Consider the following 25,941-nt stretch of genomic DNA (forward strand, 5'->3'; position numbering starts at 1 on the left):
CCCGGCCATCCCGATTCTGAAAAGCACATTACCTCAGGCAATCGAGATCACCGGCACAAGGCCGGTGATGACGTGGCGGCTGCGTACCAGCAGATTCCCCTTTCCGACTTGCCCTCACCCCAACTCTCTCCCGAACAAGAGAGAAAGAGAGTCTATCTCACCCGATCCGGTGCAGGGCGCTGCCGTAGGTCTTGAGCCATTCCTCCGCCTCGTCCGTGCGCGGGCAGAGCTGGTGGGTGAGCTTCCAGAAGCGGTGGGAATGGTTGAGTTCGCGCAGGTGCGCCACCTCGTGGGCGGCGAGATAATCGAGCACGAAGGGCGGGGCCATGATCAGCCGCCAGGAGAAGTTGAGTGCCCCATTGGCCGAGCAGGAACCCCAGCGACTCTTCGTGTCGCGCACGGTGATGCGCTTGGCCGGCACGCCGAGCTGGGCGGTATGCTTCTTCACGGCCACGGCGAAGTCACGTCTGGCCTCGGTTTCGAGGAAATCCCGCACCCGCCGGGCCACATGGGCCACCTCGCCGGCAACCGCGATGATCGGCTCGCCCGCGCCGCCCCTGGTCGCCTGAGTCACGCCCCGGACGGACGACCAATGGACGATCCGGTGGGGGATGCCGCGAAAGGGCACGAGGGCGCCCGGCTCGAAGAGGACCCGCTCCGGCACCTTGGCGAGCCGGGTGGCGATCCATTGGCTGTGGCTGTCGGCGAATTTCTGGGCCAGGCCCACATCGGTGCGCTCGGGGATCGAGAGCACGACCTCGCCGGTCGCGTTGGAGACGCGCAGCGTGATCCGCTTCGCAGTCGGACGGCGTTTGAGGGCCACCTTGAAGGGATGTCCCTCATGGAAAACTTTGAGATGAGGAGGGTCCGCAGGAACGCGGCGGAACAGGGCGGATTTCATGTCCGCAATCTGCCCCATCAGCTCGATTCTGTCAGCGGAGCCGTTTGCCGCTCCTAGGAACGCATCAAGAACAGGTTCAGGCTCTTGACGGCTTCCCCCGGACTGGTTCTCGATTGTGATTCTCAATGAATTCAACGATTCGAGGAGCGATCTGAGCCCTGAAACGAGAACCGTTGAAGACGCCATAGTGACCGACCCCGGTCTGCAGGTGATAGAGTTTCTTGTCCGAGGGAAGGTTGGGGGTCAAGTCCAGAGCCGCGAGGGTCTGGCCCACGCCCGAGATGTCGTCCCGTTCGCCCTCGACCGCCATGATGGCGCAGCGCCGGATGGCCATGAGGTCCACGGGCTGATCCCGGTGCATCATCTCGCCCTTGGGCAGCTCGTGGTTCACGAAGACCTTCTCGATTGTCTGCAGGTAGAACTCGGCGGTCAGGTCCATGACGGCGAGGTACTCGTCGTAGAAGTCGCGGTGCTTCTCGGCCGAATCGCCGTCGCCGTCGACGAGATGGTTGAACATCTCGTAATGAGCGCTGAGGTGCCGGTCGATGTTCATGGCCATGAAGCCGGACAACTGCTGGAAGCCCGGATAGACGTCGCGCCAGAAGCCCGGATGGGACGGGGGCACCTTGGTGATGCAGTGCCGGCGGAACCACTCGATGCCGCGCTCCTCCGCCAGCCGGTTCACGGCCGTGGGCGAGCGGCGGGTGTCGATAGGTCCGCCCATGAGGATCATGGAGCGCGGGGTGAAGGGATCGTTCTCGGCCTCGAGACGGGCGACCGCCGCCATCACCGGCACGGCCGGCTGGCACACGGCCATCACATGCAGATCAGGCCCGAGCTTGCGGACCATGGCCTTGAGGTAGTCGATGTAATCGTCGAGATCGAACGCGCCCTCCGCCAGGGGCACCATGCGGGCATCGGTCCAATCGGTGATCATCACCTGATGGGTCGGCAGGAAGGTCTCGACCGTGCCGCGCAGGAGCGTGGCGTAATGGCCCGACATGGGCGCTACGATCAGGAGTTTCGGCTGGTCCTTGGCGTTCGCGTGATCCCGCTCGAAGGAGATGACGCGGCAGAAGGGACGTTCCCAGACGATTCGCTCGGTGACCGTCACCTCCTCATCGCCGATCACGGTGGTCGGCAGGTCGAAAGCGGGCTTGCCGTAACGCCTTGTGGTGCGCTCGAACAATTCGCAGGCCGCCGACACGGTTCGGCCATAGGGCGTGTTGGTCAGCGGATTACCAGGATTGTCGAAGAAGTGCTTCGTGAAATCGGAAGCGGCGCGAGCCGGACTCAAAAGCCAATGCGCGGTGTCGTACCATACATAAGAAAAATTCATCACTGTCCCCAAAGGCCGGGCGCCTTTTCTCGCACAATGCGGTAGGCTTTATCCTCAACCGTAATTTTAAGATTAAAGTTCCTTCAGTTTATTGCAACAGGCTAGCTCTTCCACCGCAAAAACGAACTACATACTTTGGTTTCAGAGCATCGCCCAAGTCGACAATAGGAAAATAGACCAGAGCCAAGTGCTTGGCGAACGATAGGGCGACCCTATTCTGTTCGATGATGTCCAAGATCGACCAGAAGAGCCTGACCCATCACGCCCGGCACTTACGCCTCGACACGCTCGTTCGCCTGCGCTGGCTTGCCATTGCAGGTCAGGCGGCGGCGGTGGCGGGAGTCCGTTTCGGACTCGGCTTCCCGCTCCCCTTCGCCCTCTGCTTCCTGGTCATCAGTGCCTCGGTCTGGGTCAACCTGCTCCTGCGCATCCAGTATCCGGCGAGCCACCGGCTCAGCGACAACATCGCCACGGCGCTTCTGGCCTTCGACATCCTGCAGCTGGCGGGGCTTCTCTACCTGACGGGCGGGTTGGAGAACCCTTTTGCCATGCTGTTCCTGGCGCCCGTGCTGATTTCAGCCACGGCGCTCACCCCGGAACGAACCCTCGGGCTCGGTCTCCTCGCCATCGGCTGTGCCACGCTCCTTGTTCTCACCCACAGGCCCCTGCCATGGTTTCCCGGGCAGAGCTTCACCCTTCCATTCCTTTACGTGACCGGGATCTGGGCCGCGATCGTGCTCGGGACGGCCTTTACCGGCATCTATGCCTGGCGCGTGGCGGAGGAAGCCCGGCAGCTCGCCCAGGCGCTCGCCGCCACCGAACTGGTGCTCGCCCGCGAGCAGCACCTGTCGCAGCTCGACGGGTTGGCTGCGGCCGCGGCCCACGAACTCGGCACGCCGCTCGCCACCATCGCCCTGGTGACGAAGGAGCTGAGCCATTCCATGCCCAAGGAAGGCCCTGTCGGGGAGGACTTGAGGCTCCTGCAGGAGCAGGTGGAGCGCTGCCGCACCATCCTGACCAAGCTCACCTCCATGGGTCAGGAGGAGGAATCGGAATTCCTGGAGACGATCTCGCTCAGCCATCTGGTGGAAGAGGTCGTCGAGCCGCAACGGGCCGTCGGCTTCGATGTGCAGGTCGAGACACGGGGCGACGGCCCGGAGCCCATGGGACGGCGCAATCCGGGCGTCGTTTACGGCCTGTCCAACATCCTCGACAACGCCACGGATTTTGCCGAGAGCCGGGTGACGATCGAGGCCTGCTGGTCTCCTCACGAGGTTTTCATCGAGATCCGGGATGACGGCCCCGGCTACGCTCCCGATATTCTGCTTCGGGTGGGCGAGCCCTATGTCACAACCCGAAGCGCCGCCGAGCGAACCGAGAACAGCGAGGAGGGCGGAGGATTGGGACTGGGCCTGTTCATCGCCAAGACCTTGATCGAGCGCTCGGGCGCCGAGCTGACGCTGACGAATGCCGCTCCGCCCGCCTCCGGAGCCATCGCACGGATCGTTTGGCCGCGTCATGCGTTTGACCGAGGTGCGGCAATTTCGCCGCAGGGAGAGTCCAAGCTGTCTCTCAAAGGTTAGGGGAAGAATTCCCATATGAGAGAAGAGCCGGACAGGCTCGCCTCATGAGAGGGGTTCACACTTGAGATGCAAGGAGAAGTTCTGATGGCCGATGCGCCCGCCGCGTTCGAAGATCGCGCCGACAAGAGCCTCTTGATCGTCGACGACGACCGGCCGTTCTCGACCCGTCTTGCCCGCGCCATGGAGGGCCGCGGCTATCAGGTTCGCGTGGCCGAAAGCGTGTCGGACGGAATTGCCGCTATCGAGACCGAACCGCCGGCCTTCGCCGTGATCGACATGCGGCTCGGCGACGGCAACGGGCTCGATGTGATCGAACGCCTGAAAAACCGCCGCCCGGATGCCCGCGGCGTCATCCTCACCGGCTACGGCAACATCGCCACCGCCGTCACGGCGGTGAAGATGGGCGCCTTCGATTATCTGGCAAAGCCCGCCGATGCGGACGAGATCCATGCCGCCCTCATGGCCCAGCCCGGCGAGCGTGCCCTACCACCGGAAAATCCCATGTCGGCAGACCGGGTGCGCTGGGAGCATATCCAGCGCGTCTACGAACTCTGCGGCCGCAACGTCTCGGAGACGGCGCGGCGCCTCAACATGCACCGCCGGACCCTGCAGCGGATTCTCGCCAAGCGCGCTCCTCGCTGATCCCTCAGCGAGGGAACGCCGTTTTTGGCATTCCTGTCTCCGTGATCGTCACAGTTCCTCTCTGCATCCAGAGCAAGATCAATCCGAAGACCGGCAGCAGGATGTCCGTGTAGAAGATCACACCCGCATTGCCGGGCGCGTAATTGTGCGCCTCCACCATCTGCACCACATGGCCGGCCGCAGCACCCCAGAGGAAGCAGGCCGGGCCGACGAGTGCGGCGAGGCGCATGCCGGTGCCGCCTTTGAACGCCATGAACCCGACGACGGAGAAGCCGAGGCTGGCGAAGCCGACTTCCTTCTGGAACGGGCTGGCCTGCCAGCCGATGAAAGCGGCCGCCATCTCGGAGAAGAAGACGTGCATGACGAAATTGTAGAGGAAGCTGACCCCAAGCGAAAAGAAGAGGAACCAGGACAACAAGGCCTCGGTCACCGTCGCCCGGCTCCAGGGGCGCGGGTGTCGCAGCAGGGCAATAAGCGATGCGATAAGCCCGATGACGAAGAGCGTCAGCGTGAAATTGCTGAGCAGAAACCTGATGACCTGTTCCATGATTGCCCCCACAATCGTCACAGCCTGCCAATGCAGCGGATTATGGCCAAGCACACCCTAAGGTAAACCCCTCCACTGTCGTTCCGGGACGCCGCAGGCGAGCCCGGAATCCATAACCGCTGACGATGCAGAAGCAGGCGGAACGCTACTCGCCTCTTTCTGAAACGTCGTGTTTATGGATTCCGGGCTCTCGCTTCGCTCGCCCCGGAATGACAGTCGAGAGAGCCTCAAAGCCGTCCGTCCGCGATCCTGTCGGGATCCGCGAGGGCATGCAGCAGCGAAGCCGCCGCATGGGCGAAGCGCAGGGTCACGGCCTTGCGGCGCGCACCGGCGAGCGGATGGCGGGACGATTCGCGCATGATCGCCGCCCCGAAACCGTCGGCAACGATGAGGCCGCGATCCTCAGGCAGAATGTCGAAGGGCACGGTTTCCGGCACGGCGAAATAGAACCGGTCGCAGAAATCCTCGTAATCGGGCCATTTCCGGTCGGCCCGGAAATCCGCCACGCTCGACTTGATCTCGATGATCGTGAGCGCGCCGTCGGGCGCGAGCGCGATCAGATCCGCGCGTCTGCCATTGGCAAGGGTGAATTCGGGCAAGGTGACGTGGCCGAGCTCCGAGAACAGGCGGCGCACGCCGCGCTGGACACCGGCGGCAACGGTGGATTGGCGGCCGTCGACGGGCAGAATGATGGGACGGGGAAGAATGGCGGGCGAATCGGACATGGCGCCTAAGGTACGCCCTCGCGGCAGTCCCGCAATGGCTCCATTGTCGCGTTTGCGATCAGTCTCAACGGCGGCTCTCTTCTCAGATACACTTGAGGCAGCAGGCCCTCTCACAAGAGCCACGACGAGGCCCGACATGACACGCGAAAATCTGGACGATCTCACGATCCGCGTCATGACCCGCGAGGATCTGGATCTGGCGATCGAGTGGGCCGCCGCCGAGGGATGGAACCCCGGACTTAACGATGCCGAATGTTTCCATGCGGCTGATCCGGCGGGATTCCTGATGGGTTGTCTCTGCGACGAGCCCATCGCCTCGATCTCGGTGGTTCGCTACGCCGACAGCTTCGGCTTTCTGGGCCTCTACATCGTCCGGCCGGACCAACGCGGACGCGGATTCGGCTATCGCGTCTGGCAGGCCGGCATGGTCTCTCTCGAGAATCGTACCGTAGGCCTCGACGGTGTGGTGGCGCAGCAGGCGAATTACGGGCGATCCGGCTTCGTCCTGGCCCATCGCAACGTGCGCTTCGGCGGCACCCCTCAGATCGAAGCGCCTCGAAACGAATGCCTGCGGCGGGTGACGCCGGAGATCGTGGACGCCGTTCTCGCCTACGACCGGCCGTTCTTTCCCGCACCGCGCGACATCTTTCTGCGCTGCTGGCTCAAGCCCGACTCGCGCAGCGCCTTTGCCGTCTTGGAAGACGGGATCATGAAGGGCTACGGCGTCATCCGCGCCTGCCGGAGCGGCTACAAGATCGGGCCGCTCTTCGCCGACAGCGAGCGCGAGGCCGACCTGCTGTTTCGAACGCTGGCTTCGGAGGCGAAAGGCGATGCAGTGTTCCTGGATCTGCCCGAGCCGAACGAGGCTGCCATTCGGCTCGCCACGCGCCACGGCCTGTCGCCCGTGTTCGAGACGGCGCGGATGTATCGCGGCGAAACGCCGGACCTGCCGCTGTTGCGCACCTACGGAATCACGACCTTCGAGCTGGGGTAGACCAGCCGATGCTAATGCAGCATCAGGTGATGCGGTGACAGGTTCTCCAGCATGTCGCGCAGATCGTCCATATGCGGATTGATGGACAATGCGATCTGGAACGCCGCGCGGGCCTCGTTGAGATGACCGTTGCGCAGGCAGATATTGCCGAAGCCGGCGATGGCGCCGAAATGGCGCGGTTCGAGTTCCAGTGTCTGCGCGATGTCGAGCAGGCTGTCCGCATCGCGCTTCTCGATGGAGGCGAGCGTTGCCCGCTTGTTCCAGGCCTCCGCCCAGCGCGGGTGCTTGGCGACCAGATGATCGAGCAGGGGCCTCGCCATCTTAAGCGAGCCCGAACCCAAGGCCTCCACGGCCGCCATCATGGTCTCCTCGGCCAGGCGGTCCTCGTGCGATCCCCACAGGGCCCAGATCTGGTCTTCGATATCCTCGACCGGACGGGCCGGCTCCTGCAGAGCCAGTTCCTTGAAGAGTCCCGTCAGACGGCGCGGCAGGTCCGGGCTCGGCGTGCGGGTCGGAACCTCAAGGACGAGCTGGAAAACCGGATCGAGCGGCAGGGGAGACGTCATGGGCGAGTTCACCGATCCTCCGTGAAAGGCAAAAGCAGAGAACCAAGGGGGGTGACATAGCGTTGAAGCGCGGCGCGACGAGGGGCAAATCGGCACAGTTCGGATCGGTCTTGGGCCTCAGAAGCGCTCTTTTCCGGCACGAGGTCCCGCAGTTTTGTGCTGGAGCGCACTTTTTAACGGCGAAGCTCATCCCATTCGTCGAAAAATGATTTAGGTTCTCTAGAGCATCGGACCCAAAAGGGATTTCTGGGTCCGATGCTCAATCCCTTAAGCGGCGCATCGTTGATGCGGAACCGGAGGTCCGCGTTAGCGAAAACCGGATCCACTTTTCCGCACGATGCGCTAACGTCACTGAACCTGATCGATCGTTGGAGTTGTCCTTGGGAGTTGTCGTAGAGCGCGACCCACTGCGCCTGGCGTGGAAAGCATCTCCTTTTCGCCATCTCGTCGGATTGAGCCTTCTGGTCCTGGCAGGAGTTCTGATCCTCGTCGGCTTCGATCTCGTGCGCATCGTCGTCGACCGGGCGACGGGAGCGGCGGGCGGTTGGGATGCACCAGCGGCCTTTCTGCGGCTCGCCATCAGCCCGCCGGTCGAGCTCTGGCCTGAACCCATCGTCCTGTTTCCCGGCTTCATCCTAGGTCCTCAGGCTTTCGCGCTCGCCTCGATTGCCGGGATCCTGCTCATCCCCATGCTTCTCGGCCTGGTCTTGATCGGGCTCGAATGGCTGACGGTCGGCATCGGCCTGAGAATGCTCACGCGCACCCAATCGGCAGCCCTCGACGTCATCCTCAAAGTGCCCTCCGCGTCCCATGACGAGATCGCCATGGTGACGGCGCTGGCCGGCCGGGGCCTGGCTCGCGAAAGCGGCGTGCTGGGCTCGAGCCTTCTGGTGCCGGTGAAGCTCGGCGGGATGATCGGGCTCGCCTGCGCCTATATTTTCGTCATGGACTGGCATCTCGGCGCGGCTCTGGCACTGATTCTGGCGCTGGGAGCCATCGTGGGCGCGCGCCGCTCGCTCCTGCGGTTCGACGCCACTGCCGCCCGGCACCGGGAAGGCGACGAGGCCGAGGGCGTCTTCGCGGAGCTGGAGCATCGCATCCCGGCCCTGCGCGCCCACGGCACCGCGCCCTATGAGCGCGACCGGGTGCGCGAGGCGCTGGTGGGAAGCCACCGGCCGGTGATGAAACGGGAGTACCGCCTGGCGCTTGCCGAGGCGGCCTCCGCGGCCGTGCTCATGATCGCGCCCCTCTCCGTGTTGGCCTTGGGTGCCTGGTTCTCCCAAGCCCGTCCGACGACCGCGGGAACGGTGGCTGCCTGCGTCCTTGCCGCGGCGCTCGCCGCCTATGGCACCCGGGAGGTCGTCCAATGGCACCGATTGGCCCTAAGGGCGCGGGCGCTGCTCATCGATCTCGGCAAGGGGTTGGTGCCGTTGAAGCTGCGTGCGGCCCTGAAAGGCAAGGCCGGCCTGCCCGAGAGTGGCGCGCTCGTGGCCCAGGGCGTCTCGGCCTATGACCCGGCCAGCGGCGCGCGGGTCACCTCGGTCAACCTGAACCTCGCCTTCCCGTCCCATGTGGCCCTGGTCGGTGACGGGGATGCGGGCCCGCGGCTCCTGGCGGCCCTCATGAGCGGCCAGATCCCTCCATCCCTCGGCCGCCTTACCTATGGCGGCATCGATCTCGCCGCCGCCGATCCGGTCGAGCGCAGCCGGCGTATCGCCTTTGCCGGGAACACGGTGCTGATCGATGGCAGCCTGAAGGACAATCTGCTCTACGGCGCCTCCGTGCCGGAGGGCGAGCTCGGCCACCGTCTCTCCGAGGCCATCGTCGTGGCCGGTCTCGACCGGCTGACCCATGCGCGCGGCCTGTCCGGAACCATCGATCCGGAACGGGAACCGAAATTCGCCGCCGCCATTGTGGAAGCGCGCCGCGCCGTGCAGGCGGTGCTGGCGGCCGAGCAGCTCGACCGCTTCGTCGATTCCTTCAGCGCTGAACGCTACAACCGCTACGCCACGATCGGCGAGAACCTGCTGTTCGGAAAGCCCATCGGCGATGCCTTCGAGGAGGATCGTCTGGCCGGCCATCCCTTCGTGCGGGCGATCCTGGAAGCCAACGAGCTGACAAAGCCGCTCGCCCGGATGGGGCTCTCGATCGCAACCAGCATGATCGAGATCTTCTCCGACATTCCGGATGGCTCCCCGCTCTTTGAGCGCTTCTCGTTCTTCTCGGCGGCGGACCGCCCCTATTTTCAGGACCTCGTCGACCGGAAGAATGAGCAACGGCGCAGCGATCAGACCTCGCGGGACCGGGAGCGCCTGATCGGCCTCGCGCTACGCTACAACGAGAGCCGGCATCGCCTCGGTCTGCTCGAAACCTGCATGGAAGAGCAGATCCTCGTTGCCCGCGCCGATTTCGCGCGCATGCTGCCGGTGAGCCTGAAGCCCTCGATCGAGTTCTACGACGAGGAACGCTTCTGTGCGGCGGCCAGCATTCAGGATAACCTGCTCTTCGGGCGCATCGCGGCCGATCAGGCCGGCGCTCTCGAGTCGGTGCACGAAGTGACGCGTCGAGTCCTGACGCAGAGGGGTCTCGACGGCGAGGTCTCGCGCATCGGGCTCGATACGCCCATCGATCCGCAGGGCGACGATCTGACCTCGAGCGAGGTCGCCGCCGTCGATCTTGTGCGCTGCCTCGTGCGCCGACCCAGCATTCTGGTGGTGCAGCGGGCGCTCGACGGTCTGCCGGGACCTGCCGCCGACAAGCTCGTCGCCAATCTGCGCCGCGCCCTCGTCGGGCGGGGATTGATCCTGGTGACGCCGTCGATTTCGCCGGCCATGGATCAACCGCCGTTCGACGCGGTTATCCATTTCGAGCGAGGTGAACCGGTGATGGATCGCCGCACCAGGACCCTGGAGGTGCTGAGTGCGTGACACATTTACCTTGACCGGCCATCCCCCTCGGGGGCAGCTTATCGATGTGCGCTAGCGCACATAAGCAGGGTTTTCGATTGGTCATGATCCTGACATGGTAAGGCGAGTTGCATCCTCTGACGCGTTGCGGGTCCGGTTCTGGGGCATACGCGGCTCCACCTGCACATCCGGCCCCCAATTCGTCGAGTTCGGCTCGCACACCCCTTGTGTCGAGGTCCGCTGCGGCGAGCGGCTCTTCATCCTCGATGCGGGAACCGGCCTGTCCGCGCTGGGCATGGAACTCGGCCCCACTGCCCCCGAAAAAATCGACATTCTCCTGAGTCATCTCCATCTCGATCACATCAGCGGCCTTCCGTTCTTCAAGCCAGCCCTTCTCGCCAAGGAGCGGGTGATCCGCACCTATTGCGGCAATCTGGATGGCGAGAGCGCCATGGAGCCCTTGAGCCGCCTTTTCGCCCCGCCGCTCTTTCCGGTTCGCCTCGGCCAGCTTCCCGCCCGTTTCGAGCACCACGGTTTCAGAGCGGGCGAGCCCCTGACCTTCGACGACGGCACGCGGGTGGAAACCCATCTCCTGAACCATCCCGGCGGAGCCACAGGCTTTCGCATCGGCCACCAGGGCCGCAGCGTCTGCTACATCAGCGACGTCGAGCACAGCGACATCTGGCCCGATCCCGGCCTCGCGAACTTCGTGCGCGACACCGATCTCATGATCTTCGACGGCATGTTCTCCGACGCCGAATATTCCTATTGTCGCGGCTGGGGCCATTCCACATGGCAGAAGGGCGTGGAGCTTGCCAAAGCGGCCGGTGTGAAGTCACTCGCGATCTTCCATCTCTATCCCGGCCATGACGACTCCTTCCTGCATGCCGCCGAGGCCGAGATGCAGGCCATGATGCCGACCGCCTTCATGGCACGCGAACGCCAATCCTTCATTTTCGAGCCGGTGGAAAACGACTTCGACACGGATTGTGCAAAGACTTCCACGACGACAACAGAGGAGCGGCGATCGCTTCCCCTAAAGGATTTTGCCACCTAGCGCATCGTGCGGAACCAAGCGTCCGCCCCTGACGATGCACCGCAGACTCCCGAAAGCGTCCTTCAGATATCCAGACATATGCAAATTGCATATGTGGAGCCCTCGTCGGTTTCCTTGAGGTGCGGAATAGGGCCCTTGGCAGAACGTTCTTCCTATACGGAAGAGTATATCGGTCCATTCGCTATTCATTATTATATTTCATTCGTTATATCATGCCATGAGCGGACGGTTCCGTAGGGCCACCTCGTCGCTTGGAAGCGAAGAGCAGATGCCGCGAACGGATTGCGAGGATTTTCGATGGGCACGACCATCTTCTCAACGAACCTGGATGGCGATTGGCACAGGATCAGCCCCAACGTGGGCGTCTATCTCGACTGGGGGTCCAACTCCACGGTCGATACCGGTTGGGGCATTCTCGACATACAGGTCGCCGTGATGTTGGCCGACCCGGTTCATGACCGCCTCGAACTCGATACGACGAGAGGGGTCTCCGCTACCAATGGCCTGAATGTCGGAAGTATCATCACCATCGGCGGGTATAGCGGCATCATCGCGCCTGGCGGCAGCGGAACTTACAATTTCCATCTCTTCTTCGACTATGAGAACGAAAGCGAGTACCCACGGGGCCTCATCGCCGCGACATTCATTCAGTCCCTAGTTTATCGAAATACTTCGGAAACGCTCGCGGACGATTTTTACCGGCAGATCTATGTTGGAATTTCCAATACGGGCGGCGGCGAGAATGGCGAGGGCGTGGATGCAAGCATCGTGACCGTCACGAAATGGCTCCCCCATCACGGCGAAGGAAATGTCGGCGGGAGCAAGGGCGGTGGGACAGGCGGTCTGAATCTTCCTCCCGAGATCACGGGCGATCTGCGGCGGAAGACGATCTCGGACATGGACAATCCCTTTTCGCTGGTGGGCATTGCCGACGCGAACGGAGATCCCCTCACGGTGAGCGTCGTCATCAGTGATCCGAAACAAGGATCCTTCCTCGCCTCGAGCCTCGGCGGCGGAACCTACAATTCCCTGACCGGCACCTATACGATCAGCGGCACCCCGGCACAGGTGCAGGCCGCCATACGCAATCTGATCTTCACCCAGGCGCCTCACCTGGAGAGCGCATCGCCTTCCGTTGCGCCGATCTCCTTTCAGATCATCGTCAGCGATGTCTCTCGGTCCACCGTCGCCACCATCGACGCGGATCTGTGGATCAACCGTGCCGATGTGATCAGGAGTTCGTCCCGCGGCGAAAAGCTCTATGGCCATAGCGGCAAGGACAAACTCTACGGCAATGGCGGCAACGACAAGCTCTGGGGCGGATCCGGCAGCGACAGCTTGTCCGGCGGCACGGGCAAGGATACCTTCGTGTTCGACACCAAACCCGATACGAAGTCCAACAGGGACAAGATCGCCGACTTCAAGGTGACAGACGACTCGATCTGGCTCGACAATGCCGTGTTCACCAAGCTCGGCAAGTCGGGCACGGAAGCCAAGCCAGCGGCGCTGAAGAGCAGTTCCTTTACCATCGGCTCGAAGGCCAAAGACAGGAACGACTACATCGTCTACGACAGCAAGAAGGGTGTGCTCTATTACGACGCTGACGGCTCCGGCAAGGGCAAGGCCGTGGAGATCGCCAGTCTCTCCAAGAAGCTGGCCATGACCTACAAGGACTTCTTCGTCATCTGATTCCGGACAGAAGCCGATCGGTTGCGTTTGGCGCGGACCGAAGATCCGCGTCAGCGACCCGTAGGGCCACGCCAGTGAAAACCGGGTCCACTTTTCCGCACGATGCGCTAAGGTGCCGGCCACTTCATCATCCGGACCCTTTCATGTCAGCTCCCATCCTGGTCACCGGCGCGGCAGGCTTCATCGGCTTTCATGTGGCGCAGCGGCTCCTGGCCGATGGCCATCAGGTGGTCGGTGTCGACAGCTTCACGCCCTATTACGACGTGAGCCTGAAGGAGGCGCGGTTCGGAAACCTGACCCCGCACAACACTTTTCTCGGCGAGCGCCTGGACCTTGCCGACGCGCAGGCGACCCGCGAGCTGTTCCAGCAGCATCGCTTCGAGAAGGTGATTCACCTCGCCGCCCAGCCGGGGGTGCGGTTCGTCGATCCTCAGCCCTACGCTGCCTCGAACCTGATGGGCTTCATGAACATGCTGGAAGCCTGCCGGCATGGGGAGATCCAGCACCTCGTCTATGCCTCGTCGAGCTCGGTCTATGGCGCCAACGGCAAGCTGCCCTTCTCCGAGCACGATAGTGCCGATCACCCGATCAGCCTCTATGCCGCCACCAAGAAGGCCAACGAGATGATGGCGCATTCCTACGCCTCTCTGTTCGGCCTTCCTGCGACGGGCCTGCGCTTCTTCACCGTCTACGGTCCCTGGGGCCGTCCCGACATGGCGGTCTACAAGTTCACCCATGCCATCGCCGAAGGCCGTGAGATCCAGGTCGCCCATGCGGGCCGGGTCTGGCGCGACTTCACCTACGTGGACGACATCGTGGAGGGCATCGTACGGCTGGTGGAAAGGCCGCCCGCGCCCGATCCCGCCTGGAATGCGGAATCGCCCGATCCGGCCATCAGCCCGGCGCCGCACCGGGTCTACAACATCGGCAACGACAGCCCCGAGGAAGTGAACGACCTGATCGCTCTGATCGAAGACGCGCTGGGGAAGAAGGCAATCCGCGTGGACGTGCCGTTGCCGCCCGGCGATGTGCTGGAGACGCGTGCGGACGTGAGCGACCTGCGCCGCGATGTGGGCTTCGCGCCCGCGACGTCACTTGAGGAGGGCGTTGCGCGGTTTGTGGATTGGTACAAGCAATATCATGGGCGTTGAGCGATGGATTTCTTCTTGCTGTTTGCGCTCCAGATTGCTGTTCTGGTCGGTTCAACCGCTCTCTCGGCGCTGCTGATTGTCGTTCTGAAGCCGCTGCTCATCCGCTACGCGCTGGCGCGGCCCAATGCACGCTCAAGCCACAAGCTGCCGACCCCTCAGGGCGGTGGGATCGCGGTCGTCGGAGCAACCCTGATCGCTGCCGGAGCTGGACTATCGGCATGGACTCTGTCCGGCTTTTATCCCGTGGCCGCCGCCGCTCTCGGATTGGCTCTTGTGGGCACGGTAGACGATATCCGTCCCCTCCCCGCCATCCTTCGTCTCTTGCTGCAGATCGTGGCCGTGGCGGTTGTTGTTGTGGGCAGCAAGGTTCGCATCCTGCCTGACTCGGTGCCCCTGCCGGTGGAACACGCCCTGCTTATCTTCGGCGGCGTCTGGTTCGTGAACCTCACCAACTTCATGGACGGGCTCGATTGGATCACCGTCGCCGAAATGGTACCGATCACCGCCTTCCTGGCCGTTGCATGTTTGTTTCAGCGCGCTCAATGGGAGACGCTCTTCATCGCGCCCGCCCTCTGCGGTGCGCTCCTCGGCTTTGCACCTTTCAACAAGCCCGTCGCCCGGCTTTTCCTCGGCGATGTCGGCTCGCTGCCGATCGGCCTTCTCGTCGGCTGGATGCTGCTGCAGCTTGCGGGCACGGGGGCGCTCGCCGCAGCGATCCTGCTGCCGCTCTACTATCTGATGGATGCCACGATCACCCTGCTGCGTCGTCTCGCTAAGGCTGAGAAAGTGTGGGAGGCGCATCGCAGCCATTTCTACCAGAAGGCCACCGACAACGGCTTCTCGGTCTTGCAGGTCAGCGGTCATGTGTTCGGGCTCAACCTTGTCCTGGCGGGATTGGCCGCTATGACCCTTGTCTGGCCCTCGAGTGCCGTGCAGATCGCGGCGCTCGTCGCAGGTGCCGTTCTCGTCGGTCTTGTTCTCAGACGCTTCTCTCAGCCCAGACTGGAGGTTTCCCGATGAATGCACCCCTGATCGCGCTGACCGGCGCCACGGGTTTCATCGGGCGGCACCTTCTGAACGAACTGCCGAAGCGCGGCTACCGGATCCGAGTGCTGCTGCGCCGCCCGTCCGAGGTGCCGGCCGGCGCGTCGAGCGCGGTGATCGGCGATATCGCCTCGCCTCACAACATGGCGGCGGCCCTGCGCGACGTGGACATGGTGATCCACTCGGCGGGCCTGGCGCATGCCATGTCGGGGCGGCCGGAGGACGATTACCGGACCATCAACACGGAGGCGACCGTCAGGCTGGCACAGGCGGCCGAGCGGGCCGGCGTGAAACGCTTCGTGTTCCTGTCCTCAATCCGTGCCCAGGCCGGCCCGACGGCCGAGGGCATTCTAACGGAAACCCAGGAGCCACAGCCCACCGATCCTTATGGTCGCTCGAAGCTCGAGGCCGAACGGGGCTTGAGCGCGCTCGGGCTCGATTGGGCGGCCCTTCGTCCCGTCCTCGTCTACGGCCCCGGCGTGAAGGGCAACATGGCGGCCCTCCTGACCCTCGCGCAATCGCCATGGCCGCTGCCGCTTGGCGGGCTGACGGCCAAGCGCTCGCTTCTCTCCCTCGATAATCTGGCAGCGGCCGTGGATACGGTCCTGAAAGCGCCGGGGCCCTTGAAGCGCCCCTTCATCGTGACCGATCCGGAGCCGGTGACGATCCCCGAGATGGTCACGGCTCTGCGCAAGGGTTTGGGGCGCGAACCGGGATTGATCCCGGTGCCGTCCTTCGTCCTCAAAGGGGCAGCCTCCCTCGCAGGCCGGAGCGAGGCCTATGAGCGTCTGGCGGGCTCGCTGGTCGCCAGCCCTCAGGCCTTGAGAGATCTGGGCTGGCAGCCGGTCAGTTCGACGCGAGACGCACTTGCTGAACTGGCACGGCAGGCTGGGGCGCAGGCGTCCGGCGCTTGAATTCCGGGATCGCATCTTCGAACACCTGCTCGGCCAGGACACGATCGCCATTCGCGATGGCGCGGTTGAGGATCTGCAGCCACTGATCGACCCGGTCGCGGTCTGCGAAGATGGGCTTGGCCGCCATCACGCCGTCGATGCCGATCTCGGTGCGGGGCTCCTCGCGGGCGAAGAGGATCTCGTGCAGCCGCTCGCCGGGGCGCGTGCCGGTGACGGAAATCTCGATGTCCTCGCCGGGCTCGTAGCCGGCAAGCCGGATCATGCGCTCGGCCAGCTCATAGATGCGCACCGGTTGGCCCATCTTGAGCACGTAGACCGAGGCGCGCTCGTCGCCGTTGGTGCGCTCCGTGACGGCGCGGCTCTCCTCCGCATGGGAGGCGGAGGTGAGCACCAGATCCGCCGCCTCGCGGGTGGTCATGAAGTAGCGCACCATGTCCGGGTGAGTCACCGTAAGCGGCCCGCCGCGGGCGATCTGCGCCTTGAACTTCGGCACCACGGAACCGACCGAACCCAGCACGTTGCCGAAGCGCACGGCGATGATGCGGGTGGCACCGTTGCGGCCCATGAACTCGGCATCGAGCGCCTGTCCGTACATCTCGGCGAAGCGCTTGGTGGCGCCGAGCATGGAGACCGGATCGATGGCCTTGTCGGTGGAGATCATGACGATGGTGTCGGCACCGGCCTCCACCGCCGCATCGGACACATTCACCGAGCCGAAGACGTTGGTCTTGATCCCTTCCGTCCAGTTCTTTTCGAGATAGGGGACGTGCTTGAGGGCGGCCGCGTGAAAGACCACCTCGGGCTGGAACTCGTTCATCACCTCACGCACACGCTCCCGGTCGCGCACATCGGCGATGACGCCATCCACGTTGGTGTCGCTCGAGAGCAGCGTCGGGTTTTCCAGGATATGATGCAGGGACGGCTCGGAGCTTTCCAGGATCAGCAGGTCGCTGGCGCCGAAGGCGACGACGCGGGTGCAGATCTCCGATCCGATCGAGCCGCCGCCGCCCGTGACCAGCACGCGCTTGCCGCGGATGAAGTTTTCGAGACGCTGCCGATTGATCTGCACCGTGGGACGCAGGAGCAGGTCCTCGATCTCCAGCGGCGCCAGCTCGGCATCGCGCATGCCCTCGCCGAGGCTCGTGACCCGCACCAGCGGCAGGCCGAGGCGGCGGGCGCGGGCGAGCAGCATGTCGGGGTGCGCCTCCGGCATCAGGGCGCTCGGCGTCGCCAGCAGGCGACGGATCGGCGTGCCGCGCTCGTGGAAATCCTGGATGACCTGGTCGAGATCGTTGAACGTGCCCAGAACCGGAACGCCGCGCATCGATTGCCCGAGATCGTCGGTGCGCCAGGACAGGATGCCCTTGGGCTGCGTCTTCTTGACCGTGCCGGCCTCGATGGCGCGCAGGATCACCTCGATGTCGCTGCCGCGCCCGAGCAGCAGGGTCGGCGTGCTGGCGTCGCGCTGCAGGGTATGGCGCGAGCGGGCATATTTCATGTAGCGGAAGGCCAGCCTGGGGCCGCCCAGCAGGAACATCTGGATCAGCCAGTAGAGGGCGATCGTGATCTTGCCGAAGAAGAAGGTGCCCCTCAGCTGCGGCGAGACGAGAATGTAGTCCACCACCAGCAGGGTGACCGCCAGGATGGTCGCGGCCCGGAAGATGTTGAACAGGTCCGGCAGGGACGCGAAGCGCCACTTGGACTTGTAGAGCTGGGAGAACCAGTAGACCACGCCGGCAAAGGCGATGAAGGGCGGCAGAAAGACCGGCAGATGAGCAAGGCGCTCATTCAGGAACGGACCTTCGAAGCGCACGTAAAAGGTCGCGACGACGGCCACACCCGTCATCACGAGATCATGCACAACGATAAGCGCTTTCTTGAGACCCTGCTGATTCATAACCTTGCCATACCCCAGCCCCGGGGTATCGGCTGGGCTCATGCCTTTGTCAATGTAAGACCATCACAGGCGGCATGCGCGCAAATGCCATCGTCAGAGCATCGGATGGATCCCAAAAGTGCAAATCCACTTTTGGGATCCATCCGATGCTCATTTTTGACTGGCGCATCGTTCGGAGCGGAAAACCGGAACCACTTTTCCGCACGATGCGCTATGCATCCGGCAGGGGGCTTTCCGCCACCACCACGAGACCGCCCGTCTGCCCCAGAACCCGCGCCCGGATGCCGAAGATCTCCGCGAGCCGGGCCTCGGTCAGAACCGTCTCCGGCGGCCCGAAGGCTGCGATCTTTCCCTGATTCAGCAACACGATATCGTCGGCGAAGCGGGCAGCGAGCGTCAGGTCGTGCATGATGGCGACCACCGTCGCGCCCGCCCGGGCCCGGGCCTTCAGGACATCGAGCACGACGAGCTGATGGCGCGGATCGAGCGCCGCAACGGGCTCGTCGACCAAAAGCACCGGCGCCTGCGTCGCGAGAGCGCGGGCGAGCAGCACCCTGGCACGCTCGCCGCCGGATAGTGCCGTGGCCGGCCTGTGCGCGAAGCCCTGCAGTCCGACCGACTGGAGCGCCACAGCGACGGCCTCCCGGCCGGCATTCGACAGGCCGTCAGGCGTTTCCCCATGGGGCAGGCGGCCGAGGGCGACGACGCTTGCCACCGGCAGCGGCCAGGCCACGCTGCCACCCTGGGGCAGATAGGCGATGGAGCGCGCCCGCTCCGAGGCGCGCATCTTGGCAAGAGACATATCGTCCAGGCTGACATCGCCTTGTGCAGGCTCCGCCAGCCCGGCCAAGCTTCGCAGCAGGGTCGTCTTGCCGGCGCCGTTGGGACCGATGATCACCGTAAGCCGTCCCGGCTCCAGGGACAGGTCGATCCGATCGAGGGCGCGGCGGGCCCCCAGGTTCACCATCAGGGAGCGGGCCTTTAGACGCATCATGCCGGCGTCTCCACCAGTTCCGCCTTGCGCCGGGCAATGACCCAGAGGAAGAACGGAACGCCGAGTAGGGCCGTGAGCACGCCGATCTTGATCTCCGCGCTCGACGGGATGAGCCGCACGGCGATATCGGCCGCGAGCAGCAGGGCTGCCCCAGCGAGTCCTGCCGGCACGAGGGTGCGGGCCGGATCGTAGCCCACGAAGGGCCGCACGAGATGGGGCACGACCAGGCCGACGAAGCCGATGGACCCGGCCACCGCCACCGAGGCTCCCGTGCCGATGGCGGCGCCCGCGACGATCAGGCCCCGCAGGAGCGGCACGTTGATCCCGAGACTCTGCGCCGTGTCCTCGCCGAGCGCCAATGCCCGCAGGCCCGACGAGGCCGAGAGGAGCAGGATGGAGGCGAGGAGAATGAAGGGCGTGGCCAGTACCACATGGATCATGGACCGGTCCTCGAAGGAGCCGAGAAGCCAGAACACGATCTCCGTCACCGCGAAGGGATTGGGCGAGAGGCTGATGGCGAGCGACGTGCCGGCCCCCGCCAGGCTGCCGACCGCGAGGCCGGCGAGAACCAGCACCACGATGGTGGCGCTTCGTCCCGCCACCGCCACGACCAGGGCGATGGACAGGAGCGCTCCCGCAATCGCCGCGAAAGGCAGGACCCAGGACAGGGTGCCGATCAACCCGGAATAGATCACGAGCACCGCCCCGAAGGCCGCCGCCTGCGGCGCGCCGAACACCGCCGTATCGGCGAGCGGATTGCGCAGCAGGCCCTGCAGCCCCGCCCCCGAGAGACCGAAGATCCAGCCGATCAGCAGAGCAAGGAGCGTGCGTGGCAGGCGGATCTCCCGCACCACGATGCTCGCCGCCCCCTGATCCGCCACGAGCGCCTTCAGCGCCACGGGCACCGTGATCGGCGCCGGACCGATGACGAGGGACGCGATGCTCAAAGCGCCGATGAAGGCGATCAGACCGAGGAGGAGGGGCGACCGGGCGAGGGACATGGATACGATTTCGTTGCTCTCGTCGATAGAGCATGAAACGCGGAGATGACAAAGCACCCCACCTCGCGTCGTCTCCGGACGCCAGAGGCGATCCGAGATCGTTGCACGCGTATAGCGCCTCTCCCTCTCCCACTCGATAGGAGGGAGAACACTTTGCTCTCCACCGTCATCACCGGCCTCGTGCCGGTGATCCCGATGCGGGGGAGCGCGGCGCCTCTTTAAAGCGGGATGGCCGGGACAGGCCCGGCCATGACGTCGGGGAGAGGACCGGCCGAGCGGAGTAATGCTATGTTCTCATTTTGTTCTTGACAATGATCCTGATCTTGGCTATATCATTGCGTAGATCTGCTCCTATCGAGGGGCGCGCTCGCGAGGCGTCGCAGTGTGGGAGCAGGCACGGTCCCGTGGCTGAGGTGACGCAGCCTCATTCGACGGGAGGCCCAGGATGCTGGGTTGGTAGTCGGGATCGGTCGCAGGCCGCCGTCGCGCAGACGGTCACCGCCTGCGGCGGTCGACTGAGCCGGCCTCTCCTGTCCGCCTAAAAGAGCCGTGCGCGAAGAGGCAGTTCGGCTCTTCCATCCCACACCAGCGCATATCGAGCCGGGCTGCCTGTCGCGCCACCCTCGATTGCCTCAAAGGCTCGGAGCTTAAAACGGCTCCGAGCCCGAAGGTGCTTGTCTTTTCTGGATGAATGCCGGTTCGATCTCCCACAACTCCGTGATACGAAGCACCTCGACGCCACGACGATCCATCAACGAGAGAGCGGCATGAACCGACTGTTTGCCAACCTGCCCACTACCGTCTTCGAAGTCATGTCGAGCCTCGCCCGGGAGACCGGTGCGATCAATCTCGGCCAGGGCTTCCCGGATGATCCCGGTCCCGAGGACGTGCGGCGGGCGGCGGCGGATGCGGTGCTGAATGGCTATAATCAGTACCCGTCGATGATGGGTATCCCGGAACTGCGCTCTGCGATTGCCACCCATTACAAGCATTGGCAGGGCGTCGACCTCGACGCGACCACGGAAGTGATGGTGACGTCAGGCGCAACCGAAGCGCTCGCGGGCGCGATCCTCGGCATCGTCGAGCCGGGCGATGAGGTGGTGCTGTTCGAGCCCATGTACGACGCCTATCTGCCCCTCGTGCGGCTCGCCGGCGGCGTGCCGAAATTCGTGACGCTTCAGCCGCCGCATTTCCGCCTGACGGAGGAGGCGCTCGCCAAGGCTTTCTCGCCCAGAACCAAGGCGGTGGTGTTCAACAATCCGCTCAACCCGACCGCGACCGTGTTCTCGAACGAGGACTTGAATCTTCTCGCCGCGTTCTGCCGCAAGTTCGACGCCATCGCGATCTCGGACGAGGTCTGGGAGCACGTCGTCTTCGACGGCCACAAGCATCAGCCAGTGCTGGGACTCGAAGGCATGCGCGACCGCTCGGTGAAGATCGGCTCGGCCGGAAAAATCTTCAGCCTCACCGGCTGGAAGGTCGGCTTCGTGGCGGCCGCGCCGCATATCATGAAGGTGCTGGCGAAATCACACCAGTTCCTCACCTTCACCACCGCGCCGAACCTGCAAGCCGCGGTGGCCTACGGCCTTGCGAAGGACGACGCCTATTTCGAGGACATGCGCAAAAATTTCGCCCGCAGCCGCGACCGATTCAGTGATGGATTGCGGACGTTGGGCTTCGACGTGATCCCGAGCCAGGGCACCTATTTCGTCAACATCGACATCGCACCTCTGGGCGAGACCGACGATGTCGCCTTCTGCCGCCGCCTCGTCACGGAGCACGGCGTCGCGGCGATCCCGGTCTCGGCCTTCTATGCCGAAGGCGCGGTCAAGAATGTGGTCCGCTTCTGCTTCGCCAAGAAAGATTCGACGCTCGATGCCGGGCTGGAGCGGCTGGCGAAGGCGATCAGAAAGGCCGCCTAAAATCCGTCTGGCCTGCCAACAACTTGGACATTGTTTCTTTGCTCAGAATTTCCTAGCCTGCCCCTGTTGTCACTCGCTCTTGAGGAGTTCCCACCCCTGATGTTCCGTCTTCTCGCTTCGGTTGCTTTAGGCCTCGGCCTTGTCACCGCCGCCACCGCCCAGGAGCGTGTGGTCAACGTCTATAACTGGTCCGATTACGTGGATCCGAAGGCGCTGGACGAGTTCACGAAGCAGACCGGCATCAAGGTGGTCTACGACACCTACGACAACAACGAGATCGTCGAGACCAAGCTGCTCGCCGGCAAGTCCGGCTATGATATCGTCGTGCCCTCAGGCCCCTTCGTGCAGCGCCTGATCGGCGCCAAGGTGTTCCAGAAGCTCGACAAGGCCAAGCTGCCGAACCTCGCCAATCAATGGCCGGAGGTAACGCAGCGTCTCGCCGTGTTCGACCCCGGCAACCAATATGCCGTCAATTACATGTGGGGCACCACCGGCATCGGCATCAACGTGAAGAAGGTGAAGGAGATTCTCGGGGCCGACATGCCGCTCAACACCTGGGACCTGGTGCTGAAGCCGGAGATTTCGTCGAAGCTGAAGGCCTGCGGCATCTACATGCTGGACAGCCCCGAGGACCTCTTCCCCGGCGTGCTGGCCTATCTCGGCCTCAATCCGGATTCGAAGCGCGTCGAAGATCTGAACAAGGCGGGCGATGCCCTGTTCCGCGTCCGCGGCAACATCCAGAAGTTCCACTCGTCTGAGTACATCAACGCGCTCGCCAACGGCGACATCTGCGTGGCGGTGGGCTATTCGGGCGACATGATCCAGGCCAAGAGCCGCGCCGAAGAAGCCAAGAACGGCGTCGAGGTCGGCTATGTCATCCCGCGCGAAGGCGCGCTGATGTGGTTCGACAGCTTCGTGATCCCGGCGGATGCCAAGAATGCCGCCGAGGCGCATGAATTCATCAACTTCATGCTGCGTCCCGAGATCGCCGCCATGAACACGAACTTCGTGTCCTATGCCTCGGGCAATCTCGCCGCCAAGCAGCATATCGACAAGGCGATCCTCGACAATCCCGGCATCTATCCGGACGAGGCCACGATGAAGCGCCTCTTCACCAACACAGCCTATGACGAGCGCTCGCAGCGTACCGTCACCCGGCTCTGGACCCGCGTGAAGACTGGTCGTTAATCCGCCGCTCAGGTTTGCCTTGGCATTGTCCCGATGCCCTGAAAGCTCCGCCTACGGGCGGAGCTTTTTTTATGTAAGAAGGACGTTTCGTCATGCGCCTTGCCGTTGCCGCCGCTCTCGTTGCCTTGAGTATCGCCTCCCCGGCGCTCGCCCAGACCCCGACGCCGCGCCAGCCGACGATCAGCGTGATGGGAACCGGTGAGGCGGAGCTGAAGCCGGACTTCGCCCGCATCCACGTGACCGTGGCGACGCAGGCCGAGACCGTGGCCCAGGCGACCAGCGCCAATAATACGGCGACGGAGCGGGTTCTCGCCCGCATCCAGAGCCTTGGCATCAAGAAGGAGGACATCCGGACCGCCAACTTCCAGGTCTTCCAGACGCCGCAGCAGGTTGGACCGGACGGCAAGGAAGTGAAGACCCCGAAATTCTCGGCCAACCATCAGCTCCGGATCACCACCCGCGACCTCGACGGCGTCGGACGCCTCGCCGGCGAGATCCTGGCCAGTGGCGACATGACCTTCCAGTCGGTCACCTTCGGCCTCGACAAGCAGGAAGAGGGTGGCGACAAGGCCCGCGAGGCAGCCGTGCGCGACGCCCGCCGTCAGGCGGAGATCTATGCGGCGGCTGCCGGCGTCTCCTTGGGCCGCCTTCTGGAGATCAGAGACGGCTCGGCCCAGCCTTTCGAGCCGCAGCCCGACATGCGCATGTCCATGGCGATGGCCAAGGGCGCCGAGTCGGTTCCGATCGTCCCGCCGGCCACGATCCGCTACACGGCCAATGTCCAGCTCGTCTGGGAGATGGCGCAGAAGCCTTGAGGCGGCCTTAGCTCTCCTCCCTCTTGCGGGGAGGGAAATAGCGCTCGCGTCCGGCAACGCCCGATTGCTTAAGCCGCTCTGACGCTCTGGAGGAACTGGCCGATCTCGGCGCCGAGGCGCTGGGCCTGGCTCTCCAGAGCCACCGAGAGATCCGCCACGTTCCGGGCAGCGTCGAGCGACTGCGAGGCGACTCCTTGAGTCGTCTCAATGGCGGAGGTGCCGGCCTGCGCTTCCGTCGACACCTGGGCCACGGAGCGGGCGATCTCGGACACCGCCGCAGTCTGCTGGCTGACCGTTCCGGCCACCGTGGAGACGACCCCGGCCAGATCCTCGACGGAGGCCTGCACGGTGCCGAGCGCCACCAGCGTCTCGCGGGAGGCTGCCTGCACGGCCTCGATCTGCCGGGCGATCTCTTCCGTCGCCTTGGCGGTCTGGCCAGCGAGGTCCTTCACCTCAGAGGCCACCACGGCGAAGCCCTTTCCGGCCTCGCCGGCTCGTGCGGCCTCGATGGTGGCGTTGAGCGCAAGCAGATTGGTCTGGGCCGCGATGGAGCGGATGAGGTTTGCCACCTCGCCGATCTGCGACGTTGCCGTCGAGAGAGTCGACATGCTGCCGGAGGCGCCGCGCGCTTCCGCCACCGCGCGCTCGGAGGCCTGCGCCGAAGCGTTGGTCTGGGCAGCCACTTCGGCGAGGGACGCGTCGAGCTCCTCCGCAGCGCTCGCCACCGCCGACATGTTATGCGCCGTACGGGTGGACGCCGCCCCCGCGATCTGTGCCTGCTGGGTCACGTGGTTGGCCGATCCTTCGAGCTGCCCGGAGGCCTTGGCGAGATCGCCCGTGACCTGCCTGACCTCGGCGAGGATCTGCTCGACCGAGGCATCGAAGGCCATGATCGCGTTGGAGATCGTATGGGCCCGCTCGGCGTCGATCGCCGCCATGCCCTCGCGCTCCCGCGTCAGCCGCTCGCGCTCGCGGGCATTGTCGCGGAAGACCAGGACCGTGCGGGCCATGGCGCCGATCTCGTCGGTCGCGCCGGTGAATGGGATCTCGCTCGCCGCATCGCCATCCGCCAGCCGCCGCATGGCCTGCTGAAGGCGGGTCAGAGGCAGGGAGATCGAGCGCCCCACGATGAAATTGAGGATCAGGCCAAACAGCAGCGTGGCGCCCATGGCCCAAAGGATCAGGGCGAAGGTGCGATGCTGCGAGGCGGTGAGTTGCTCTTCGGTCTTGTTCGCTTCGGCGCGGACCTTAGCCAGGAGCTGATCGAGAGCAGGCACGAGCAGATCGAACTGCCCCATCAGCTTCTCGCCCTGGCCGGAGACCTGCTGCTCCAGCTCACCCCAGGCATGGAAGGCCTCCTGGAAAGAGACACTCGCGGTTTCGATCGCCGCCTTGTCTTTCGGATCGCCGGAGAGCTGGGCGAGCGCCCGCGTAAAGCGCCCCTGCTCGACCTCGAAGGCACCCAGGATGCTCTCCTCGAGCAGAATGCGGGCGCGGGCCTCCTGGTTGAACATGCCGAGCATGGCCGCCCAGAGACGCCAGGCGATGGCCTCGCCGCTCGCCGTCATGGGACGCACGAGCTTCTCGAGATTGCCTTCCGCCTTGAGAAGGCGCCCCTGCGCACCCTCGTCGGGCTTGGTGCCGATGGCGACGTAGAGCTTGTTGAGGGCTGTGCCCTGACTGATCAGGGCCGCGGAATGCTGCTTCAGGGCCGACACTTCGGGCTCGATCAGGCCGGCACCGGTGGCGGCGCTCATTTCGTCAAGCTGGGTGACGAGGGTTTTATGCCGGTCGATGAAGGCCTGGCCATGATGACCGAGGCGGCTCGCCGTCCATTCCCCGGCGGTCACTTTCAAAGCGTCGGCCTGTCCCCGGAATCTGTTGGCCTTCTCAGCCAGGGCCGAGTAGGTCTGCTGCGCCGACAGCGCCTGTTCGACCTCATTGCGGCCCGTCTGAAACACCGCACCGATGACCGCAAAGCCGAGCACCATGACGCCACTCAACGTGGCAACGCGCACCCGCACCGACGGCCGCCTCACACGAGCAAGAGACGACATTCCCCCGAA

The 25,941-nt window shown here is 64.3% G+C and carries 21 protein-coding genes; 12 read left to right on the forward strand and 9 right to left on the reverse strand.

The window, feature by feature from the left end:
• Positions 1-157: 157 nt before the first annotated feature.
• Together JO965_RS00275 and JO965_RS00280 are read right to left on the reverse strand one after the other, a co-directional pair.
• The gene (locus JO965_RS00275) at positions 158-901 is read right to left on the reverse strand and encodes a M48 family metallopeptidase (protein ID WP_203443991.1); all 744 of its coding nucleotides are present in this window, start codon (positions 899-901) and stop codon (positions 158-160) included.
• Positions 902-977: 76 nt separating this feature from the next.
• Positions 978-2,240: a polyhydroxyalkanoate depolymerase gene (locus JO965_RS00280; protein ID WP_203441752.1), complete on the reverse strand. Its 1,263-nt coding sequence runs from the start codon at positions 2,238-2,240 to the stop codon at positions 978-980.
• 227 nt (positions 2,241-2,467) lie between these two features.
• Between JO965_RS00280 and JO965_RS00285 the strand changes: the two genes are divergently transcribed.
• On the forward strand, positions 2,468-3,823 hold the full coding sequence (locus JO965_RS00285; RefSeq protein WP_203443992.1) for an ActS/PrrB/RegB family redox-sensitive histidine kinase: 1,356 nt from the start codon (positions 2,468-2,470) through the stop codon (positions 3,821-3,823).
• An 84-nt stretch (positions 3,824-3,907) separates the two neighbouring features.
• Entirely contained in the window at positions 3,908-4,465 is a 558-nt protein-coding gene (locus tag JO965_RS00290) for an ActR/PrrA/RegA family redox response regulator transcription factor (protein ID WP_203441753.1), read from the forward strand.
• Positions 4,466-4,469: 4 nt separating this feature from the next.
• Here the strand turns inward: JO965_RS00290 and JO965_RS00295 are convergent, their stop codons facing one another.
• The gene (locus JO965_RS00295) at positions 4,470-5,012 is read right to left on the reverse strand and encodes a DUF6790 family protein (protein ID WP_203441754.1); all 543 of its coding nucleotides are present in this window, start codon (positions 5,010-5,012) and stop codon (positions 4,470-4,472) included.
• Between the two features lie 227 nt (positions 5,013-5,239).
• Positions 5,240-5,737 carry an MmcB family DNA repair protein gene (locus JO965_RS00300; RefSeq protein ID WP_203441755.1) on the reverse strand — a complete coding sequence of 166 codons (498 nt, stop codon included), beginning with the start codon at positions 5,735-5,737 and terminating at the stop codon, positions 5,240-5,242.
• A 136-nt stretch (positions 5,738-5,873) separates the two neighbouring features.
• On the opposite strand from JO965_RS00300, the gene JO965_RS00305 reads away from it, so the two are divergent.
• Positions 5,874-6,731, forward strand: a complete 858-nt coding sequence (locus tag JO965_RS00305; RefSeq protein WP_203441756.1) for a GNAT family N-acetyltransferase — start codon at positions 5,874-5,876, stop codon at positions 6,729-6,731.
• A gap of 11 nt (positions 6,732-6,742) precedes the next feature.
• Here JO965_RS00305 and JO965_RS00310 read toward each other — a convergent pair whose 3' ends face one another.
• Positions 6,743-7,297, reverse strand: coding sequence for a hypothetical protein (locus JO965_RS00310; RefSeq protein ID WP_203441757.1), 555 nt, complete (start codon positions 7,295-7,297; stop codon positions 6,743-6,745).
• Positions 7,298-7,677: 380 nt separating this feature from the next.
• Here JO965_RS00310 and JO965_RS00315 point away from each other — a divergent pair, with 380 nt between their 5' ends.
• The 6 genes from JO965_RS00315 (at position 7,678) to JO965_RS00340 (ending at position 16,058) form a co-directional block, all read left to right on the forward strand.
• Positions 7,678-10,224, forward strand: a complete 2,547-nt coding sequence (locus tag JO965_RS00315) for an ABC transporter ATP-binding protein/permease (RefSeq protein WP_203441758.1) — start codon at positions 7,678-7,680, stop codon at positions 10,222-10,224.
• 94 nt (positions 10,225-10,318) lie between these two features.
• Entirely contained in the window at positions 10,319-11,260 is a 942-nt protein-coding gene (locus JO965_RS00320; RefSeq protein ID WP_203441759.1) for an MBL fold metallo-hydrolase, read from the forward strand.
• Between the two features lie 297 nt (positions 11,261-11,557).
• Entirely contained in the window at positions 11,558-12,949 is a 1,392-nt protein-coding gene (locus JO965_RS00325) for a M10 family metallopeptidase C-terminal domain-containing protein (protein ID WP_203441760.1), read from the forward strand.
• A gap of 143 nt (positions 12,950-13,092) precedes the next feature.
• Positions 13,093-14,100 carry an NAD-dependent epimerase gene (locus tag JO965_RS00330; protein WP_203441761.1) on the forward strand — a complete coding sequence of 336 codons (1,008 nt, stop codon included), beginning with the start codon at positions 13,093-13,095 and terminating at the stop codon, positions 14,098-14,100.
• Between the two features lie 3 nt (positions 14,101-14,103).
• Positions 14,104-15,120, forward strand: a complete 1,017-nt coding sequence (locus JO965_RS00335; protein ID WP_203441762.1) for a glycosyl transferase — start codon at positions 14,104-14,106, stop codon at positions 15,118-15,120.
• A complete protein-coding gene (locus tag JO965_RS00340; protein ID WP_203441763.1) occupies positions 15,117-16,058 on the forward strand; it encodes an NAD-dependent epimerase/dehydratase family protein in 942 nt (313 codons plus the stop codon). Before JO965_RS00335 ends, JO965_RS00340 begins: the two co-directional genes overlap by 4 nt.
• Here JO965_RS00340 and JO965_RS00345 read toward each other — a convergent pair.
• The 3 genes from JO965_RS00345 to JO965_RS00355 form a co-directional block, all read right to left on the reverse strand.
• A complete protein-coding gene (locus JO965_RS00345; RefSeq protein WP_203443993.1) occupies positions 15,991-17,955 on the reverse strand; it encodes a nucleoside-diphosphate sugar epimerase/dehydratase in 1,965 nt (654 codons plus the stop codon). The two genes, JO965_RS00340 and JO965_RS00345, sit on opposite strands and share 68 nt — an antisense overlap.
• 211 nt (positions 17,956-18,166) lie before the next feature.
• Positions 18,167-18,949 carry an ABC transporter ATP-binding protein gene (locus JO965_RS00350; RefSeq protein WP_203441764.1) on the reverse strand — a complete coding sequence of 261 codons (783 nt, stop codon included), beginning with the start codon at positions 18,947-18,949 and terminating at the stop codon, positions 18,167-18,169.
• Positions 18,946-19,950 carry an iron ABC transporter permease gene (locus JO965_RS00355; RefSeq protein ID WP_203441765.1) on the reverse strand — a complete coding sequence of 335 codons (1,005 nt, stop codon included), beginning with the start codon at positions 19,948-19,950 and terminating at the stop codon, positions 18,946-18,948. The genes JO965_RS00350 and JO965_RS00355 overlap by 4 nt, the downstream gene beginning before the upstream one ends.
• A 767-nt stretch (positions 19,951-20,717) precedes the next feature.
• Here JO965_RS00355 and JO965_RS00360 point away from each other — a divergent pair.
• From JO965_RS00360 to JO965_RS00370, 3 genes are all read left to right on the forward strand, one after another.
• Positions 20,718-21,872 (forward strand): aminotransferase, encoded by a 1,155-nt coding sequence (locus JO965_RS00360; RefSeq protein ID WP_203441766.1) that lies wholly within the window; start codon positions 20,718-20,720, stop codon positions 21,870-21,872.
• 99 nt (positions 21,873-21,971) lie between these two features.
• On the forward strand, positions 21,972-23,060 hold the full coding sequence (locus JO965_RS00365; RefSeq protein ID WP_203441767.1) for a polyamine ABC transporter substrate-binding protein: 1,089 nt from the start codon (positions 21,972-21,974) through the stop codon (positions 23,058-23,060).
• A gap of 92 nt (positions 23,061-23,152) precedes the next feature.
• Positions 23,153-23,875 (forward strand): SIMPL domain-containing protein, encoded by a 723-nt coding sequence (locus tag JO965_RS00370; RefSeq protein ID WP_203441768.1) that lies wholly within the window; start codon positions 23,153-23,155, stop codon positions 23,873-23,875.
• A gap of 68 nt (positions 23,876-23,943) precedes the next feature.
• Here the strand turns inward: JO965_RS00370 and JO965_RS00375 are convergent, their stop codons facing one another.
• Positions 23,944-25,932 carry a methyl-accepting chemotaxis protein gene (locus JO965_RS00375; RefSeq protein ID WP_203441769.1) on the reverse strand — a complete coding sequence of 663 codons (1,989 nt, stop codon included), beginning with the start codon at positions 25,930-25,932 and terminating at the stop codon, positions 23,944-23,946.
• Between the last annotated feature and the right edge of the window lie 9 nt (positions 25,933-25,941).

The organism is Microvirga sp. VF16 (assembly GCF_016864375.1).
Taxonomy (GTDB): domain Bacteria; phylum Pseudomonadota; class Alphaproteobacteria; order Rhizobiales; family Beijerinckiaceae; genus Microvirga.

Bases quoted from the DNA above. Each gene is read 5' to 3' on its own strand.
- JO965_RS00360 (WP_203441766.1), top strand. From the start codon at position 20,718: ATGAACCGACTGTTTGCCAACCTGCCCACTACCGTCTTCGAAGTCATG.
- JO965_RS00280 (WP_203441752.1), bottom strand. From the start codon at position 2,240: ATGAATTTTTCTTATGTATGGTACGACACCGCGCATTGGCTTTTGAGT.
- JO965_RS00335 (WP_203441762.1), top strand. From the start codon at position 14,104: ATGGATTTCTTCTTGCTGTTTGCGCTCCAGATTGCTGTTCTGGTCGGT.
- JO965_RS00310 (WP_203441757.1), bottom strand. From the start codon at position 7,297: ATGACGTCTCCCCTGCCGCTCGATCCGGTTTTCCAGCTCGTCCTTGAG.
- JO965_RS00290 (WP_203441753.1), top strand. From the start codon at position 3,908: ATGGCCGATGCGCCCGCCGCGTTCGAAGATCGCGCCGACAAGAGCCTC.
- JO965_RS00350 (WP_203441764.1), bottom strand. From the start codon at position 18,949: ATGATGCGTCTAAAGGCCCGCTCCCTGATGGTGAACCTGGGGGCCCGC.
- JO965_RS00340 (WP_203441763.1), top strand. From the start codon at position 15,117: ATGAATGCACCCCTGATCGCGCTGACCGGCGCCACGGGTTTCATCGGG.
- JO965_RS00370 (WP_203441768.1), top strand. From the start codon at position 23,153: ATGCGCCTTGCCGTTGCCGCCGCTCTCGTTGCCTTGAGTATCGCCTCC.
- JO965_RS00355 (WP_203441765.1), bottom strand. From the start codon at position 19,950: ATGTCCCTCGCCCGGTCGCCCCTCCTCCTCGGTCTGATCGCCTTCATC.
- JO965_RS00320 (WP_203441759.1), top strand. From the start codon at position 10,319: ATGGTAAGGCGAGTTGCATCCTCTGACGCGTTGCGGGTCCGGTTCTGG.
- JO965_RS00305 (WP_203441756.1), top strand. From the start codon at position 5,874: ATGACACGCGAAAATCTGGACGATCTCACGATCCGCGTCATGACCCGC.
- JO965_RS00345 (WP_203443993.1), bottom strand. From the start codon at position 17,955: ATGAATCAGCAGGGTCTCAAGAAAGCGCTTATCGTTGTGCATGATCTC.
- JO965_RS00325 (WP_203441760.1), top strand. From the start codon at position 11,558: ATGGGCACGACCATCTTCTCAACGAACCTGGATGGCGATTGGCACAGG.
- JO965_RS00375 (WP_203441769.1), bottom strand. From the start codon at position 25,932: ATGTCGTCTCTTGCTCGTGTGAGGCGGCCGTCGGTGCGGGTGCGCGTT.
- JO965_RS00285 (WP_203443992.1), top strand. From the start codon at position 2,468: ATGTCCAAGATCGACCAGAAGAGCCTGACCCATCACGCCCGGCACTTA.
- JO965_RS00275 (WP_203443991.1), bottom strand. From the start codon at position 901: ATGAAATCCGCCCTGTTCCGCCGCGTTCCTGCGGACCCTCCTCATCTC.
- JO965_RS00300 (WP_203441755.1), bottom strand. From the start codon at position 5,737: ATGTCCGATTCGCCCGCCATTCTTCCCCGTCCCATCATTCTGCCCGTC.
- JO965_RS00330 (WP_203441761.1), top strand. From the start codon at position 13,093: ATGTCAGCTCCCATCCTGGTCACCGGCGCGGCAGGCTTCATCGGCTTT.
- JO965_RS00365 (WP_203441767.1), top strand. From the start codon at position 21,972: ATGTTCCGTCTTCTCGCTTCGGTTGCTTTAGGCCTCGGCCTTGTCACC.
- JO965_RS00295 (WP_203441754.1), bottom strand. From the start codon at position 5,012: ATGGAACAGGTCATCAGGTTTCTGCTCAGCAATTTCACGCTGACGCTC.